The sequence below is a fragment of the Streptomyces torulosus genome, assembly GCF_001419765.1.
GTDB lineage: Bacteria > Actinomycetota > Actinomycetes > Streptomycetales > Streptomycetaceae > Streptomyces > Streptomyces torulosus.
In genome coordinates this window covers 1-16882 of record NZ_LIRK01000568.1, presented here as the reverse complement: position 1 = coordinate 16882, position 16882 = coordinate 1, and the positions used below count along the sequence as shown (strand labels likewise).

At 71.9% G+C, this 16882-nt stretch carries 13 protein-coding genes and 1 pseudogene; 5 read left to right on the top strand and 9 right to left on the bottom strand.

Annotation, left to right across the window (positions count from 1 at the left end; genetic code table 11):
• Positions 1 to 45: 45 nt before the first annotated feature.
• Both AOK23_RS33615 and AOK23_RS33610 read right to left on the bottom strand, forming a co-directional pair.
• On the bottom strand, positions 46 to 510 hold the full coding sequence (locus AOK23_RS33615) for a hypothetical protein (protein WP_055716321.1): 465 nt from the start codon (positions 508 to 510) through the stop codon (positions 46 to 48).
• An 80-nt stretch (positions 511 to 590) separates the two neighbouring features.
• Entirely contained in the window at positions 591 to 1259 is a 669-nt protein-coding gene (locus AOK23_RS33610) for a hypothetical protein (protein ID WP_055716320.1), read from the bottom strand.
• A gap of 220 nt (positions 1260 to 1479) precedes the next feature.
• Between AOK23_RS33610 and AOK23_RS33605 the strand changes: the two genes are divergently transcribed.
• Positions 1480 to 2958 carry a helix-turn-helix domain-containing protein gene (locus tag AOK23_RS33605; protein WP_055716319.1) on the top strand — a complete coding sequence of 493 codons (1479 nt, stop codon included), beginning with the start codon at positions 1480 to 1482 and terminating at the stop codon, positions 2956 to 2958.
• A gap of 65 nt (positions 2959 to 3023) precedes the next feature.
• Here the strand turns inward: AOK23_RS33605 and AOK23_RS33600 are convergent, their stop codons facing one another.
• A complete protein-coding gene (locus tag AOK23_RS33600) occupies positions 3024 to 3917 on the bottom strand; it encodes a LysR family transcriptional regulator (RefSeq protein WP_055716318.1) in 894 nt (297 codons plus the stop codon).
• A gap of 127 nt (positions 3918 to 4044) precedes the next feature.
• Between AOK23_RS33600 and mgrA the strand changes: the two genes are divergently transcribed.
• Positions 4045 to 5043: an L-glyceraldehyde 3-phosphate reductase gene (gene mgrA, locus AOK23_RS33595; RefSeq protein ID WP_055716317.1), complete on the top strand. Its 999-nt coding sequence runs from the start codon at positions 4045 to 4047 to the stop codon at positions 5041 to 5043.
• Between the two features lie 75 nt (positions 5044 to 5118).
• Here mgrA and AOK23_RS33590 read toward each other — a convergent pair whose 3' ends face one another.
• The 6 genes from AOK23_RS33590 to AOK23_RS33565 all read right to left on the bottom strand — a co-directional run bounded on the left by AOK23_RS33590 (position 5119) and on the right by AOK23_RS33565 (position 14057).
• Positions 5119 to 5979, bottom strand: coding sequence for a 3-hydroxybutyryl-CoA dehydrogenase (locus tag AOK23_RS33590; RefSeq protein ID WP_055716316.1), 861 nt, complete (start codon positions 5977 to 5979; stop codon positions 5119 to 5121).
• A gap of 47 nt (positions 5980 to 6026) precedes the next feature.
• A complete protein-coding gene (gene icmF, locus AOK23_RS33585) occupies positions 6027 to 9254 on the bottom strand; it encodes a fused isobutyryl-CoA mutase/GTPase IcmF (protein WP_055716315.1) in 3228 nt (1075 codons plus the stop codon).
• Positions 9255 to 9386: 132 nt separating this feature from the next.
• Positions 9387 to 10505 carry a PDR/VanB family oxidoreductase gene (locus AOK23_RS33580; RefSeq protein WP_079049860.1) on the bottom strand — a complete coding sequence of 373 codons (1119 nt, stop codon included), beginning with the start codon at positions 10503 to 10505 and terminating at the stop codon, positions 9387 to 9389.
• An 18-nt stretch (positions 10506 to 10523) separates the two neighbouring features.
• Positions 10524 to 11714: an acetyl-CoA C-acyltransferase gene (locus AOK23_RS33575; RefSeq protein WP_055716314.1), complete on the bottom strand. Its 1191-nt coding sequence runs from the start codon at positions 11712 to 11714 to the stop codon at positions 10524 to 10526.
• A gap of 136 nt (positions 11715 to 11850) precedes the next feature.
• Complete coding sequence (locus tag AOK23_RS33570; protein WP_055716313.1) at positions 11851 to 12456, bottom strand: histidine phosphatase family protein; 606 nt, start codon at positions 12454 to 12456, stop codon at positions 11851 to 11853.
• Positions 12457 to 12518: 62 nt separating this feature from the next.
• A complete protein-coding gene (locus tag AOK23_RS33565) occupies positions 12519 to 14057 on the bottom strand; it encodes an AMP-binding protein (protein ID WP_055716312.1) in 1539 nt (512 codons plus the stop codon).
• 194 nt (positions 14058 to 14251) lie between these two features.
• On the opposite strand from AOK23_RS33565, the gene AOK23_RS33560 reads away from it, so the two are divergent.
• From AOK23_RS33560 to AOK23_RS33550, 3 genes and pseudogenes are all read left to right on the top strand, one after another.
• Positions 14252 to 15532 carry an acyl-CoA dehydrogenase family protein gene (locus AOK23_RS33560; protein ID WP_055716311.1) on the top strand — a complete coding sequence of 427 codons (1281 nt, stop codon included), beginning with the start codon at positions 14252 to 14254 and terminating at the stop codon, positions 15530 to 15532.
• 365 nt (positions 15533 to 15897) lie between these two features.
• On the top strand, positions 15898 to 16662 hold the full coding sequence (locus AOK23_RS33555) for an SDR family NAD(P)-dependent oxidoreductase (protein WP_055716310.1): 765 nt from the start codon (positions 15898 to 15900) through the stop codon (positions 16660 to 16662).
• 3 nt (positions 16663 to 16665) lie between these two features.
• Positions 16666 to 16882, top strand: a pseudogene (locus AOK23_RS33550) (ThuA domain-containing protein); the annotation flags it as partial.

Genomic DNA, 16882 nt, shown 5'->3' with positions numbered 1-16882 from the left:
CGCCCCCTCCGGGGCGACCCGCGGAACCCCCGTGGGCCCGTCCCGTCAGCTGCCGGAAGCGCCCTTCGCGCCGATGTGGAAGATCTTGTAGCCGCGGGTCATGTCGACGACGAGCTTGGTCTTCTTGCCGTTGCCCCAGGTGAAGGTGATCCCTGCCTCCGTGTGGTTCGCGGTGCCGTTGTCGGTGACCTTCCACGACACGGGCACGTTCTGGGCGCGCAGGACGCCGTCCGCGCTGTTCTTCGCCTCCCACGCCTTGAGCTGCTTGCGCAGATCGGCCGTCAGGTAGTACTTCCGCAGCTCCTCGGCGAGCTTGCCGCCGTTGCCCGGGCCGCTCTGCGCGTCGATGTAGGCGCCGTAGAAGTCGGCGATACGGGTCACCGCGTCGGACGGCTTGCCGCTGACGGTGCGCGGACCGCCGGCGGACGCCGTGGCCGTCATGCCGAGGCCGAGGGCCAGGGCGAGGCCAGCGGCCAGAGCGGTACGGCGGATGGTGCGCGTGCTGTTCATGTGATTCCCCGGTTTCTTATTACTGCTGTCGTCTGATCGTGTGATGGTGTGGTCAGTGGTGCCGGTCGGTGGCTGTGGGCTCAGCGGAGCTTGTTCACGGCCGTGGTCGTCGTCTTCCTGAACGCCTTGACCGGCGCGCTCTTGAAGTCGCCCATCTGGGCCCAGTCGACGACCGTGACGGTCCTGCCGTCCCGGCCCACCGAGAGCAGCTGGACGTCCATCGCGCCCCACGACGTTCGGACGTGCAGCCCGTGGACGTGGGCGCCCTCCTCGACCGGCAGCGAGCCGTAGTCCCGGTACTGGGCCTTGAGGTCCGGATCGGCGTCGATACGGGCCGCGCACTTCCGGTAGTCCTTGTTCAGCCGCGCGGCGAGAGCCTTGGCCTTGGCGGCGCTGCCGACGACGATGTTGAGCTGTCTGGCGCTGGTCTCCAGGTCGGTGCGGAAGACGCGGTGCCGGGCGTCGTACGCCAGGAGGGCGTCGCCCAGGCAGTACTGGAACTCCTCGGGCACACCGTCGGTGACCTTGCCCGCCCGCCAGGAGGACGACGGGTGGGGCGGGAGCTGGGACGCCGAGAGGAACTTCGGCGCGGCGCTCGCCTTCGCCGCAGGTGACGGTGCGCCGGCCGCGGTTGCGCCGGTCGCGGGTGAGGCGGTCGCGGGTGAGGCGGTCGCCATGATCGCGGAGCCCGCGGCGAGGCATGCGGCGAGGAGTGCGGTGAGCGCGCCTGCTCGGGTGCGCTTGGGCATGGATGTCCCCCATGAACGAGTACGTGGATGTCCGGGTGCCGCCGACGCCGGGTGGTCCGTCCGGCTTGGTCGGTGCGACACCAAGAGCATCAGCCGTCGCCGGACACGGACGCAACGATCTGGGACGCATCCACCGGCGTGGAACCATCCCAGCCCCTCTGACGTGCAGGTATATGGAGTCCTGGGATGCCGTCCCGGGGCGGGGAGGGCAGGGAGAGAAGTGTCGGCAGCACCGGAGGACGTCCAGGCATTCGCGGCGTGGCTCACCCGACTGAAGGAGGGCACGGACCGCAGTTACGGCCAGTTGGCCCGTCGGCTCCACATGAACACGTCCACGCTGCACCGCTACTGCGCCGGTGACACGGTCCCCACGGACTTCGCCCCCGTGGAGCGGTTCGCCGCGCTGTGCGGGGCGACGGCGGAGGAACGGGTGGAACTGCACCGCGTGTGGCTTCTGGCGGTCGCGGCCCGTCAGCGGGTGCGGACGGCGGGCGCCGGGACTGGGACTGGCGCTGGGGTCGGTGGCGGTGGTGGTAAGGCCGGGACTGGGGCTGAGACAGCGGCAGAGGCGGAAACGAAGACAGACGCGGAAGCAAGGGCAGAGGCGGGAACGACGGCTGAGGCCGAGGCCGGTGTAGAGGCTCAGGCCGATGCCATCCCGGGGCTGCACCCCGCGTCCGAGGCCGGGGCCGACTCCGTCCCCCGCGAGGGCGAGTCCACAGTGCCCAGCGCAGCCCCGAGGGCCGCCACCCCCGCATCTCCTTCCCGCCGTCCCTGGCACCGTCGGCGGCCGATCCTCGCCTCCGCCTCCGTGGCCGTTGCACTGCTCACCACCCTGGGCAGTTACACCGCCCTGTCGTCGTCCGAGCAGCCCCCGGCAGCCCGTACCACACAGGACGGGCCGGTACCGGTCCGTACGCCGTCCGGGGGAGACCGGTTGATGTCCCCGTCCCCGAGTCCCTCCTCCTCGGTTGAGCCCACCACCGAACCGCCGTCGGCCTCGCCCACCCCCGCCAGCCCCTCGCACGGCGACGACGCCGAGCGCAGACCGCCCGTGGCGGCCGACGTGCCGCTCACCTGGACCGCCGACTCCCAGGTCTGGGAGATCGGCTGCAGCCACGACTACGTCATCGCGAAGCCGCCGAAGCAGGTGCCGCCGCCCCCGCCGCCGCAGGACGCCGGTGCCTGGGCCGCGACGCAGCAGGCGGTGCACGGCCGCAAGACGCTCGTGGAGATCTCGGTGCAGGGGCGGTCGTCGAAGGCGGTCGTGCTCAAGGCACTGCGCGTGCGCGTCGTCGGCCGCAGCGCTCCCGCCGAGGGCAACGTCTACGCCATGGACCAGGGCTGCGGCGGCGAGATCAGCCCCCGCTACTTCGACGTCGACCTGGACAAGGGCCGGCCCCTCGCCCGCCCCGTCGACGGCAGCCAGATGGGGACCCCGATCCCGGCCGTGCGCATGCCGTACAAGGTGTCGGCCGAGGACCCGGAGGTGCTGCTGGTCAGCGCGGAGACCCAGACGTGCGACTGCCGCTGGTACCTGGAGCTGGAGTGGTCCTCCGAGGGTCGTACCGGCACGGTCCGGATCGACGACCACGGCCGCCCGTTCCGCACGACCGGCATCAAGGGCCTGCCGCACTACATGTACGCCACCTGGAAGCACCAGTGGGCGCCCATGACGGACGGACGACCGGCTGACTGAACGACCGACCTGCTGACCGACCATCCGACCGGCCGTCCATCCGACCGGCTGGCCGACCGGTCGGCTCAGAACGTGTCGATCTGCGGTTCCAGCAGCCCCAGCAGGGCCCGTGCCGCCGGGCTCATGGCCTGCGGAGGCGGCAGCAGGGCGACCGTCTCGTACACGGTGTCGCCGGTGCCCTTCACGGGGACGGCGGTGAGCGACGCGCGCTTGTGCCGGAAGTGGCGCGGTACGACGGCGATGCCGAGATTCTCGTCGACGAGGTCGAGGAGGCTGTGCACGTCGTTGACCTCGAGGGGCACCGTCCTGCGGACGCCCGCGGCGGCGAAGACGGCGTCGGTCGTGCGGCGCGGCCCCCAGTCCGGGTGGAAGTCGACGAAGACCTCACCGCCGAGGTCCTCGGGCGTCACGGCCGCGCCGGCGGCCGCGAGACGGTGGCTGGGATGGCACAGCACGGTCATCGGCTCACCGGTCAGCGGGACGACCCGCAGCTGGTCGGTGTCCTCCTGCGCGGTCCGCACCGCGAAGGCCAGGTCGAGCCGCCCGCTCGCCACCTCGTCCGCGAGGGCACCGGAGCCGGCCTGCCGCAGACAGATCTCCACGTCCGGGTGCCGCCGCCGGAACGCGGCGAGCAGCCCCGCCACATGCACACCGGCGATGCACTGCTCCGACCCGAGCGCCAGCATGCCGCGCAGGACACCCTGCACCGCGGCCACCGCCTCGTGCGCCGACCGCACCTGCGCCAGGATCCGCTCCGCCTCCGTCAGCAGCGCCCGGCCGGCCGGGGTGAGCGTCACCCGGCGCGTCGTCCGTACGAACAGCGGTGTCTGCAGCTCCCGTTCCAGCGACCGGATGGACGCGGACAGACCGGACTGCGAGACCAGCAGCCGTTCGGCCGCCCGGGTGAAGTGTTCCTCCTCGGCGACCGCGACGAAGTGCTGCAGATGACGGAGCTCCATGACTGAGAAGCGTAAGCGCTGAATCCCATCGGATTCTTCTGTTGGACCAATGCCCCCAGGTCGCGAAAGAGTGGACACCGGTTCACAGGGAACCCGGACCCACCGTGCCAACCCCTCTGGAGTCGCGTTGTACACCGCACACCACGACCGTTACGCGGACATGCCCTACCGGCGCACCGGACGCAGCGGTCTGAAACTGCCGGCGCTCTCACTCGGCCTGTGGCACAACTTCGGCCCCGACCGGCCCGTCGAGACCCAGCGCGAGATCCTGCGCCGCGCCTTCGACCTGGGCGTCACCCACTTCGACCTGGCCAACAACTACGGTCCGCCGCCCGGGGCCGCCGAGTCCGCGTTCGGCGAGGCACTCAAGGCCGACTTCGCCCCGTACCGCGACGAGCTGATCATCTCCACCAAGGCGGGCTATCTGATGTGGCCCGGCCCGTACGGGGAGTGGGGCTCCCGCAAGTACCTGCTGTCCTCACTCGACCAGAGCCTGAAGCGCATGGGCGTCGACTACGTCGACATCTTCTACTCCCACCGTCCCGACCCGGACACCCCGCTGGAGGAGACGATGGGCGCCCTGCACTCGGCGGTGCAGCAGGGCAAGGCGCTGTACGTCGGCGTCTCCAACTACTCGGCCGAGCAGACCCGTGAGGCCGCCCGGATCCTGGGCGAGCTGGGCACCCCGCTCCTCATCCACCAGCCGCGCTACTCGATGCTCGACCGGCGCCCCGAGAGCGAGGGCCTGCTCGACGCCCTCGACGAGCTCCAGGTGGGTTCCATCGTCTTCTCCCCGCTGGAGCAGGGGCTGCTGACCGGCCGCTACCTCGACGGCATCCCGGAGGACTCGCGGGCCGCGAGCGACAGCCCGTTCCTGAACTCCGACGCCGTCACCGAGGACCTGGTCGGCCGGCTGCGCGCCCTGGACGAGGTCGCCAAGTCGCGCGGCCAGTCGCTGACCCAGCTCGCCCTCGCCTGGGTGCTGCGCGGCGGCCGGGTGACCTCCGCGCTGGTCGGCGCGAGCAGCGCCCGCCAGATCGAGGACAGCGTCGGCGCGATCCGCAACCTCGACTTCGAGGCCGACGAACTGGCCCGCATCGACGCGATCATCGAGGGCAGGGCATAGCCTCCGAGCCCGGCAAGGGGGGCGTGACGACTGCGGTCGGCCCGTCCCCACCATCGTGCTCCCGTCAGGGGCGCCTCACGCGTGGTACGAGTAGAACCCACGGCCGGTCTTGCGGCCGAGGTGGCCCGCGGCGACCATGCGGCGCAGGAGGGCGGGAGGCGCGTACAGCGGCTCCTTGAACTCCTCGTACATGGACTCGGCCACCGCCTGCGCGGTGTCGAGGCCGATGAGGTCGAGCAGGCGCAGGGGGCCCATGGGGTGGGCGCAGCCGAGTTCCATGCCCTGGTCGATGTCGTCGGGGAGGGCGCCGCCCGACTCCACCATGCGTACCGCGCTGAGCAGATACGGCACGAGCAGCGCGTTGACGACGAAACCGGAGCGGTCCGGCGCCTGGATGACCTGCTTGCCCAGTTGCCCGGCGAAGTCGCGGGTGCGCCGCACGGTCTCCTGGCTGGTCGTCAGGGCGGGGATGACCTCCACCAGCCGCTGCACCGGCACGGGGTTGAAGAAGTGCATGCCGACGACCTGCGCCGGTCGCTCGGTGACGACCGCGAGGTCGACGACGGGGATCGACGAGGTGTTGGTCGCCAGGATCGCCGCGGGGTCCTCCACCGCCTTGTCCAGGGTGCACAGGACGTCGGTCTTGATGTCGCGGTTCTCGGCGACGGCCTCGACGACGAACTGGCGGTCGGCCAGGTCGCTGAGGTCGTGGGTGAAGGACAGTCCGGCGAGGGCCCGGTCCCGCCGCTCCTCGCTGAGCCTGCCGCGCCGTACGCCCCGGTCGAGGGAGGCGGTGATCCGGCGGCGGCCGGCTTCGACGGCGTCATGGGTGGCTTCGGCGATCCGGACGTCGAGGCCGCCGAGGGCGGCGACTTCGGCGATGCCGGAGCCCATGAGGCCGCAGCCCACGACTCCGAGACGGGTGACGGGATCCATCTGAGGTCCTCTCTGATGATGCTGCGCGGGGGTTCGGGGGAGCGGCCTCAGACGTTGCGGCGGTACTGGCCGCCGACCTCGAAGAAGGCCTCGGTGATCTGTTGCAGCGAACAGACGCGGGCGGCGTCCATGAGGACCGCGAAGACGTTGTCGCCGCTCACCGCCGCGGCCTTGAGTGCGGCCAGGGCGGCGTGGGCCTGCTCCCGGTGCCGGGCCTGATGGTCCCGTACGCGCTCCAGCTGGGACTGCTTCTCCTCCTCGGTGGCGCGGGCCAGCTCGATGGCGCCGGGTTCGGCGGTCCCGGCGTGCGGGTTGCGGAAGGTGTTGACGCCGATGATGGGCAGCGTGCCGTCGTGCTTGCGCTGCTCGTAGAGCATCGACTCGTCCTGGATGCGGCCGCGTTGGTAGCCGGTCTCCATGGCGCCGAGCACACCGCCGCGCTCGCTGATCCGCTCGAACTCCTGGAGCACCGCCTCTTCGACCAGATCCGTGAGCTCGTCGATGACGAACGAGCCCTGGAGGGGGTTCTCGTTCATCGCGAGGCCCCATTCCCGGTTGATGATCAGCTGGATGGCCAGGGCTCGGCGGACGGAGTCCTCGGTGGGGGTGGTGACGGCCTCGTCGTAGGCGTTGGTGTGCAGGCTGTTGCAGTTGTCGTAGATCGCGATGAGCGCCTGGAGGGTGGTGCGGATGTCGTTGAAGTCCATCTCCTGGGCGTGCAGGGAGCGGCCCGAGGTCTGGACGTGGTACTTCAGCTTCTGGCTGCGCTCGTTCGCGCCGTACTTCTCCCGCATCGCCACCGCCCAGATCCGGCGGGCGACCCGGCCGAGGACCGAGTACTCGGGGTCCATGCCGTTGGAGAAGAAGAACGACAGGTTGGGGGCGAAATCGTCGATGTGCATGCCCCGGGCGAGGTACGCCTCCACGTAGGTGAAGCCGTTGGCCAGGGTGAAGGCGAGCTGGCTGATGGGGTTCGCCCCGGCTTCGGCGATGTGGTAGCCGGAGATGGACACCGAGTAGAAGTTGCGGACCTGGTGGGCGATGAACCACTCCTGGATGTCGGCCATCATCCGCAGGGAGAACTCGGTGGAGAACAGGCAGGTGTTCTGGCCCTGGTCCTCCTTGAGGATGTCGGCCTGCACCGTGCCGCGCACGTTCGCCAGCGCGTGCGCCCTCAGCCCGGCCGCCTCCTCGGGCGAGGGGTCGCGGCCCTCGACGGCGCGGAACCTCTCCGTCTGCTGGTCGATGACGGTGTTGAGGAAGAACGCCAGGACGGTCGGCGCGGGCCCGTTGATCGTCATGGAGACCGAGGTGGTGGGCGCGACCAGGTCGAAGCCGTCGTAGAGCGCCTTCATGTCGCCGAGCGTGGCCACCGACACCCCGGAGGTGCCGACCTTCCCGTAGACGTCGGGACGCTCGTCGGGGTCGCGGCCGTAGAGGGTGACCGAGTCGAACGCGGTGGACAGACGGGTGGCGGGCTGGCCCTCGGAGAGCAGCTTGAAGCGGCGGTTGGTGCGGAAGGGGTCGCCCTCCCCGGCGAACATACGGGCAGGGTCCTCACCGTCGCGCTTGAAGGGGAACACCCCGGCCGTGAAGGGGAAGTGGCCGGGCAGGTTCTCCCGGCGCCAGAACCGCACCAGTTCCCCGTGGTCGGTGAACCGGGGCAGGGCGACACGGGGGATCTTGTTGCCGGAGAGGGATTCGCGGGTCAGCCTGGTGCGGATCTCCCTGTCCCGGACCCTCACCACCTGCTCGTCGCCGGAGTAGGAGGCGACGACCGCGGGCCAGTTCTCGATCTGCGCCGTGACGTCGCGCGGCAGCCGGCCCCGGGCGTCGTCGAGCAGGGACTCCACGTTCCCGGCGTCGGAGCCGGACTCGACGAGTTCTCCCCGGACCAGGTCCAGTCGCTGCACCCGCCGGGCCGCCTCCGCCAGCCGCTCGGTCTCCTCGTGGTACCGGCGGACCGTTTCGGTGACCTCGGCGAGATAGCGCACCCGGTCGGCGGGAACCACCTGCCGGATACCGGAGGAGTGACGCACCTCGACCCTCGGCAGAACGCCCTCGGACAGCGGCAGCCCCCGCTCGGCCAGGGCGGACCGCACATGCTGGTAGAGCGCGGTGACGCCGTCGTCGTTGAAGGTGGCGGCCGATGTGCCGTACACCGGCATGTCCTCGGGCCGCATGCCGAACGCCTCGCGGTTGCGGACCAGTTGGCGCCCGACGTCCCGCAGCGCGTCCTTGGCGCCGCGCCGCTCGAACTTGTTGATCGCCACGACGTCGGCGAAGTCGAGCATGTCGATCTTCTCCAACTGTGAGGCCGCGCCGAACTCCGGCGTCATCACGTACATCGAGGTGTCGACGAACGGCACGATCGCCGCGTCGCCCTGTCCGATGCCCGGTGTCTCCACGACCACCAGGTCGAACCCGGCGGCCTTGACCACGTCGATCACGTCGGACAGATGCTCCGGCAGCTCACGGCTGCCCCGCGTGGCCAGACTGCGGAAGAAGACCCGGTTGCCGTCCAGGGAGTTCATCCGGATCCGGTCACCCAGCAGGGCGCCGCCGCCCCGACGGCGGGTCGGGTCGACCGCGATCACCGCGATCCGCAGCTTGTCCTGCTGGTCGACGCGGAAGCGGCGCACCAGTTCGTCGGTGAGTGAGGACTTCCCCGAGCCGCCGGTGCCGGTGATGCCGAGGACCGGCGTGCTGCGGGCCGCCGCGGCCGAGCGCAGGGGGCCGAGGAGGTCCGCGGACAGTCTGCCGAGTTCCGCGCCGGTGATCGCGCGAGCGATCGCGAAGCGGTCCCCGGACAGGACGTCCGCCGCATCGACCGGTCGGTCGTCCCAGAGGTCGAAGTCGCAGTCCTTCACCACCGAGTTGACCATCCCGGTCAGGCCCATCCGCTGGCCGTCCTCCGGCGAGAAGATGGTCACCCCGCTGCCGCGCAGCCGGGCGATCTCCTCGGGCACGATGACACCGCCCCCGCCGCCCACCACGCGGATGTGGTCGGCTCCCCGCTCGCGCAGCGACTCGACCAGGTACTCGAAGTACTCCACGTGCCCGCCCTGGTAGGACGAGACCGCCACACCGTGGGCGTCCTCCTCCAGTGCCGCGTCCACGACGTCCCGCACCGACCGGTTGTGCCCGAGGTGGATCACCTCGGCTCCCTGGGACTGGAAGATGCGCCGCATGATGTTGATCGACGCGTCGTGCCCGTCGAACAGCGCCGAAGCGGTGATCAGGCGGACGGGGTGCACGGGTCGGTGCAGGGTCATGAAGGCCTTCTCGGAGGGTGGGGAGAGTGCTGACGAAGAGATAGTAGGACGTCCTAGTAAATTGCGGGAAGCCGCTACGGCGATGAGACCGACGGTTGGCGACGAGATGGCGGCCCTGGGAGAGCCTCCCGCTCACAGGTCGAGGACCAGGCGAGGTCCGCACGAGCGGGAGACGCAGATGAGCATGGTGTCGCCGGCGGCCCGCTCCTCCTCCGTGAGCAGGGAGTCACGGTGGTCGGGCCTCCCTTCCAGTACGTCGGTCTCGCAGGTGCCGCAGGTGCCCTCACGGCAGGAGAAGTCCACCGGCACACCGGCCTCCTCCACCGCTTCGAGTACCGATCGCCCCGGCGGCACCGTGAGGGTGAGCCCGGAACGGACGAGTTCCACCTCGAAGGCCTCGGCCGGGCCTGCGGCCGTCGCCTCGACCGGGGCGAACCGCTCGACCCCCAGCGTGCCCCGCGGCCAGTCCGCGCACGTCTCCCGCAGGGCCTCCAGCAGGGGTCCCGGACCGCAGGCGTGCACCAGGGTGTCGGGCTCGGGCGGGCCGATGAAGCCTGCGAGGTCCAGCAGGCCGTGGGCGTCCTGAGGGCGGATCAGCACGCGGTCGCCGTACGGGGCGAGGCGGTCCAGGAAGGCCATGGAGGCGCGGGTGCGGCCGCCGTACAGCAGACGCCAGTCGGCGCCCGCGGCCTCGGCTGCCTCGACCATGGGCAGGATCGGTGTGATCCCGATGCCGCCCGCGACGAACAGATGGCGGGCGGCAGGGCGCAGCGGGAAGTTGTTCCGTGGGCCGCGGACCCGGACGGCGTCGCCCGCGCGCAGGTGGTCATGGACGTGGGCCGAGCCGCCACGGCCTCGCGGCTCGCGCAGCACGGCGATCCGCCAGACGTCCCGTTCCTCCGGGCGCCCGCACAGGGAGTACTGGCGGATCATGCCGCCGTCCGCGCTGTCGCGGCCGTCCAGTACGACGTCGATGTGGGCACCCGGCGTCCAGGTCGGGAGCTCTCCGCCGGCCGGGCGGCACAGGGTGAGGCAGACGACACCGTCGGCGGCCAGGACGCGGGTCGCCACGGTGAGGACGAGCCCGGCGGGGTCGGGGGTCGCCTCGGTGGTGACGGCCCGGGCGGGACGGGAGGTCGACACGGTGGTGACACGTTCGGCCGGTGTGTGTGTCGCAGCCGGGAGGGCGGTCCCGGGGGCGCGGTTCGTCAGGGCGCGGAGGGTGACGGCGGGGGGCAGTCGGTCGTTCATGGTGGTCGGCTCCGGGGTTCAGGTCTGTGCGGGCACGTGCAGCAGGAGTGCGTCGCCCTGGCCGCCGCCCCCGCAGAGGGCAGCGGCTCCGCGGCCCCCGCCCCGGCGCCGCAGCTCCGTCGCGAGGGACAGCACCAGGCGGGCGCCCGTCATGCCGACCGGGTGGCCGAGGGCGATGGCGCCGCCGTTGACGTTCACCTTCTCCAGGGGGATGTCCAGCTCTCGTACCGAAGCGAGGGCAACCCCGGCGAACGCCTCGTTGATCTCGAACAGATCCAGGTCGGCGGCCTTCGACCGGCCGTCCCGGGAGAGGGCGTCGCGGATCGCGCCGGCGGGCTGGACCAGCAGGGAGGCGTCGGGGCCCGCCGTCGTGCCGTAGGCGCCGATCTCGGCCAGCGGGGTCAGGCCCTCCCACCGGGCGCGTTCGGCGCTCATCACGACGACGGCCGCGGCGCCGTCGGACAGCTGGGAGGAGTTGCCCGCGGTGATGGTGCCCCCGCCGGAGAACGCCGGCCTCAGCCGCCCCAGGCTCTCGGCGGTGCTGTCCGGCCGTACGCCCTCGTCGGTGTCCACCACCGACTCGCCGTGCCGCCCGGTCACCGTGAACGGGACGATCTCGCCGGCCAGTGCCCCGGACTCCTGGGCACGGGCGGCCCGTCGGTGGGAGAGCGCGCTGTACTCGTCCTGCTCCTCGCGGCTCAGCCCGTACGGCCGTTGGTGGCGCTCGGTGGCCGCGCCCATGGGGACGCCGTCGAAGGCGCAGACGAGGGCGTCGCGGTCCAGGGCGTCCTCCACGGGGGCCGTGCCGTACTTCCAGCCGGCCCGAGCCCCGCGCAGCAGGTGCGGGGCGCCCGACATGGACTCCATGCCGCCGGCGACGACCACCTCGTGCCGTCCGGAGGCGATCATGAGGTCGGCCAGGGCGATGGCGTGCAGACCCGACAGGCAGAGCTTGTTGACGGTGCTCGCGGGCACGGAGAACGGTACTCCGGCGCGGACCGCTGCCTGCCGTGCCGGATTGGGACCGGCCCCGGCCTGGACGACGTGGCCCATGACGACGGCTTCCACGGCGGCCGGGTCCAGGCGCGCGGCGGCCAGCGCGCCGCCGATGGCGTGGGCGCCGAGGTCGACGGCGGACGCGGTGCTCAGCGCGCCCATCAGTTTGCCGATGGGTGTTCTGGCTCCGGCGACGATGACGGATCCGGGCACGGCCGGGACCTCCTGCGGAACGTGGGGCACGTCGGGCCCGGGGGGAGAGAGGGCCGGGTGCGCCCGGGTGAGGGAGAGCGGGGCAGGGCTCGGTGGAGGAGAGCTGGGCGTGCCCCGGTGGAGAGGTGCGATGCGGTCAGGCGACCGTGTCGAGGGCGCGCTCGGCGATCATGTGCGCCGTCTCGTTCACCGAGTGCGGCACGATCCGGCCGCCCGGCAGCCGGCGCACCCTGCTGACCGAGGTGTAGCCGGGGTGGAACCAGAACATCGTGGGCAGGCCGAGCACGGTCGCCAGATAGGTGTTGGTGATGCCGCCGTGACACACGACCGCGACCCGCCCGCCGGGGTGGGCGTCGAAGACGGTCCGCATGGCCCGTTCGGCACGCGCGCGGAAGGCGTCCCAGTCCAGATCGGGCACGAAGTCCTCGTACCGCCCCTCGGCGAGTGCCGCCGCCCGGGGATCGTCGGCCCCGATCTGCTCCGGTGGCGTGTAGGGGTGGGAGACGTCCGTGTCCCATTCGCGGAGGTCGTCCAGCACGGTCGCCGTCATGCCGGTGCGCCGTTCCAGGGGAGCCGCCGTCTCGCGTGCGCGCCGGAAGGGGCTGGTGTACAGCGCGTCGATGTCCTCGTGCGCGAGCCAGGCGGCGAGGCGCTCGGCCTGGGCCATGCCCTCCGGCGACAGCCCCGGGTCGTACACGCCCGCCAGGGGGAGGCCGTGGCGGATGAGGAGGAGTTCGGTCATGGGTGTTCCTTCGTACGAGGGGCGGGCGGTCGTCGGTCGCCTCGGGGGAGGTGCGGCGGGGCTCAGCCCGCGATGGTCCGCTCGGAGCGCCAGTAGGGGCGGCGCATCGCGCGTTTGTCGAGCTTGCCCATCGCGTTGCGCGGGAGCTCGGACACGAACTCGTAGGACTTGGGGCACTTGTAGGCGGCCAGCCGGTCGCGGCAGAACCGGTCCAGTTCCTCCGCGGGCGCGTCGTCCCCGGCTGCCACGACCAGTGCCCGCAGCGCCTCGCCGAAGTCCGGGTCGGGCACGCCGATCACCGCCACCTCGGCGACCGCCGGGTGCTGCCCCAGCACGGCCTCGCTCTCGGCCGGGTAGAGGTTGACACCGCCCGAGACCACGATGTCCGCGGCCCGGTCGGTGATGAACATGTAGCCGTCCGCGTCGACGTAGCCGATGTCGCCGAGGGTGAAGACACCGGGGGAGAGGTAGGCGGACCTCGTCTTGTCCGGGTCCGCGTGGTAGCGCACGCCCCGGTCCTCGGGTGCTCGGAAGGCCAGCAGTCCCCGTTCACCTGGTGGCAGCGGTCGGCCGTCGTCGTCGGTCACCAGCACCTCGAACGGCGGCTGGACGCGCCCGACCGAGCCCGGATGGGCCAGCCACTCGACGCTGCCGATGCGGGCCACGGTGCCCGCCTCGCTGGCCCCGTACGACTCGGTCAGCACCGGACCGAACCAGTCGATCATGGCTCGTTTCACGTCCGGAGGACACGCGGACCCCGTGTGGGACACCTGTACGAGGCTGGAGACGTCGTACCGGGCACGCACCTCGTCCGGCAGGGCGAGCAGGCGCTGGAAGTGGGTGGGCACCATGACCGTCGAGGTGACCCGCCATTTGGCGACCCGGCTCAGGAAGATCGCCGGGTCGTATCGTCCGAGGACGACCACCTGCTGTCCCGCCGCCAGATGGCGCAGAGCCGTCAGCGGCGCGTTGTGCTGCAGCGGGCCGCACACGAGGTGCGGTCCCGGCGGGAATCCGGGCCGGGTGGACACCGCGGCGAGATAGGCGGAACTGTCGGCCACCGGGCCGCTCACCCAGCGCACCTCGGTACCGCGCGCCCGTCCCGTGGTACCCGACGTGTAGACGAGGGGCGGCCGGGCGGGCCGGCCCCCGGGAACGGTCGCCCCGGCGGGTGCGGCCGCCAGCCACAGGTCCCAGTCGAAGGCGTGCCCGATCGCGGGGGTTCCGTGCATCACGAGGGGAAGGCCCAGTTCCCGGGCGGCGTCCAGGGCGGACCCGGCGCCCGCCGGGCCGGTGACGATCCCGGTCGCGCCCGAGTCGATGATCTGGTCCACGAGTTCGCCCGGCGTCAGATGCCGGGACGCGGCCACGGTCCCCACACCGGCCCGGAGTCCCGCGAGATGGGCGACCAGCGTCGGTGCCGCGTTGTCGCCGAGCACCACGACCCGGTCGTGCGGACCGGGTGCGAACTCCAGCATGCGCACCGACGCGCGTGCCACCTGGTCCGCGAGCCCGGACCAGGACAGCACCTCCCAGTCGTCCACCAGGGCGGGCTCGTCCGGGGTCTTCTGTGCGCGACGGTCGAGTGGCAGCTGCGACATGGCTCCTCCGGCGGCTCTCGGCCCCCTCCCAGCTGACGGGAGAGTCGATGCCGAGACTGTAGCGTTTATCAAGAAAGTACGGAACACTCTGAGGCGAGACAGAGGTCTGCTCGCCTGTTCCAAGCATGGACTGGCCCTTTCGTCTTCCTCCGTTACTCAAGCCTGCATCTGGTAAGTGCTCTCAGGGAGGTCCCATGTCCCGGCAGGATCTGGACACATGGCGCGCACAGGCCCGGAAGTGGCTGGCCACGCAGCTCGCACCGCGTGACCCGTCCGCGTCGGCGTCCGCGGCGGAGCCGGCCGACCTCGCGGTGTTCCACAACCTCCCCGAGGACCGGGAGCTGCTGCTCCTCGAGCGCTGCCGCGCCTATCAGCGGGCCCGCTTCGACGCCGGATATCAGGCGCTGACCCTGCCCGCCGACCGGGGCGGGGCGGGGCTGAGCGCCGCACACGCGGCGGCCTTCACGGAGGAGGAGTCCGCCTTCGACGTGCCGCCGTCCACCGAGCTGATCAGCGTCACCGTGCGCCTGGTCGCGATGGCCGTCTCGCTGTTCGGCACGGACGAGCAGCGCCACGACTTCGCGCGCGCCTTCCTCCGCACCGACCTGCTGGCCTGTCAGCTCTTCAGCGAACCCGACGCCGGCTCCGACCTCGCGGCTCTGCGCACCCGCGCCCGGCAGGAGGAGGCCGGAGAGCCCGGCGCCGACGGGGCCGGGAGTGGTGGGGACTGGGTGATCGACGGTCAGAAGGTGTGGACCTCGGGAGCCCAGTTCGCCGACTACGGCCTGCTGCTCGCCCGCACGGATCCGGATGTCGTCAAGCAGGCGGGCATCACCGCCTTCCTGGTCCCGATGGACGCCGTCGGAGTGGAGGTGCGCCCCATCCGGCAGATGAGCGGGGGTGCCTCCTTCAACGAGGTCTTCCTCAGCGGAGTCCGCGTCCCGGACCGGCTCCGGATCGGCCGCCCGGGCCAGGGCTGGGAGGTCGCCACCGCCACCCTCGGCTTCGAACGGACCGCCTCCGGCAGCGGCAACCGGCGTAAGGGCGGCACCTTCACGGACGTGCTCGCCCTCGCACGCTCGCTCGGCCGCACCGCTGACCCACTGGTCCGGCAGCACCTCGCCGACCTGTACGTCCGGACCGTGCTGCGAGCCGCGACGGTGGACCGTGTCGCCCGGACGAGCGCCGCCGGTGGCCGACCGGGCCCCGAGGCGTCGCTGACCAAGCTGATGGCCAGCGACCTCCTCACCCGCACCGGGCAGGTCGCCGCCGACCTCATGGGCGCCCGGATCTGCGCCGACACGGGAGAGCCGGGAACCTTCGCCTGGACCGAGCACCTGCTCGGTGCCCCGGGCTACCGGCTGGCGGGAGGCACCGACCAGATCCAGCGCAACCTGATCGGCGAGCGCGTACTGAAGTTGCCGCCGGAGCCGCGGGTGGACCGGGTGCCGTTCTCGCAGCTGCCCGGCGACTGAGTGAGCACGGGCCGCAGGATTTCGGGGCTGCCGCGCCCAGGCCTCGGGGCTGCCGGGTCCTCCGCGCATCCGGGCTGCCGAGTCCTCCGCGCATCCGGGCTGCCGAGTCCTCCGATCCCTTCGGGCCCGCCGGGCCGTCCAAGCCCTTCGGGTCCGCCGGGCCTTCCAAGCCCCTCGGGTCCGCCGGGTCGCGGGCCTACTCCTCCAGACCTCGGGGCCGCTCTTGCCGGGCACGGCGCGTCCCGCTCCCTCGGGGCCGTGCCGCGACGAGCGGGCCGTGCCCCGGCCGCATGGAGCCGTCCCGCGTCCGCGGGGACGGCTCGACACCCTCTGGACCATTCCGCAATCACCAAGGAGTGACACCGATGGATCTGGGACTGACAGGCGCGAAGGCGCTGGTGACCGGTGCGAGCCGGGGTATCGGCCGGGCGATCGCCGCCACCCTGGCGGCCGAGGGCTGCTCCCTGGCTCTGTGTGCCCGGGGCGAGGAGGCGCTCGCCAAGACCGCCGCCGAACTGCGCGGTGAGGGAGCGACGGTGTTCGCCGAGCCGGTCGACGTGACCGACCCGGCCGCGCTCGCCGCCTTCGTGGAGCGCGCGGCCGGTGAACTGGGGGGCCTGGACCTGCTGGTGTCCAACGTCTCGGCGGGCAACGTCAAGGGCCCGGAGTCGTGGGAGGCCAGCCTGCGCGGCGACCTGATCCCGTTCGCGGGACTCGTCGAGGCGGCCATGCCCCACCTGGAGGCCTCCGACCGGGCCGCCGTGGTCGCCATCGGCACCACCAACGCCTCCGACACCGCCCGACCCGCCGGCGCCAACTCCTACTCCGCCCTCAAGGCCGCCGTGGTCCAGCACGCCTCGGCCCTCGCGCACGCACTCGCCCCGAAGGGCATCCGCGTCAACACCGTCTCGCCCGGCCCCATCGACTTCCCCGGCGGTGCCTGGGAGACCATCCGCGCCAGCCGGCCGGAGGTGTACGAGGAGGTCCTCGCCAAACTGCCGATCGGCCGCTACGGCGCCGCGGAGGACGTGGCAGCCGCCGTGGCGTTCCTGCTCGGCCGGACCGGCTCCTTCTGCGTCGGGGTCAACCTCGTGGTGGACGGCGGGCTGCTGACCCGCGTCCAGTACTGAGCCGTGGGGGGCCCGGCCGGCCGTCTGGACGCCGTACTGGTCTGCGGCGGCAGATGGCACGACTTCGACTACGCGCGGCTCCGACTCCTGGAGCTTCTCGGCGAACATCCGCAGGTGCGTACGACGGTCTTCCAGGACTACGACCGTGCCGCCGCGCTGGACGAGGCGGACCTGCTGGTGACCTACACCTGTGACGTCCGGCCGGGCCCGGCCGGACGTC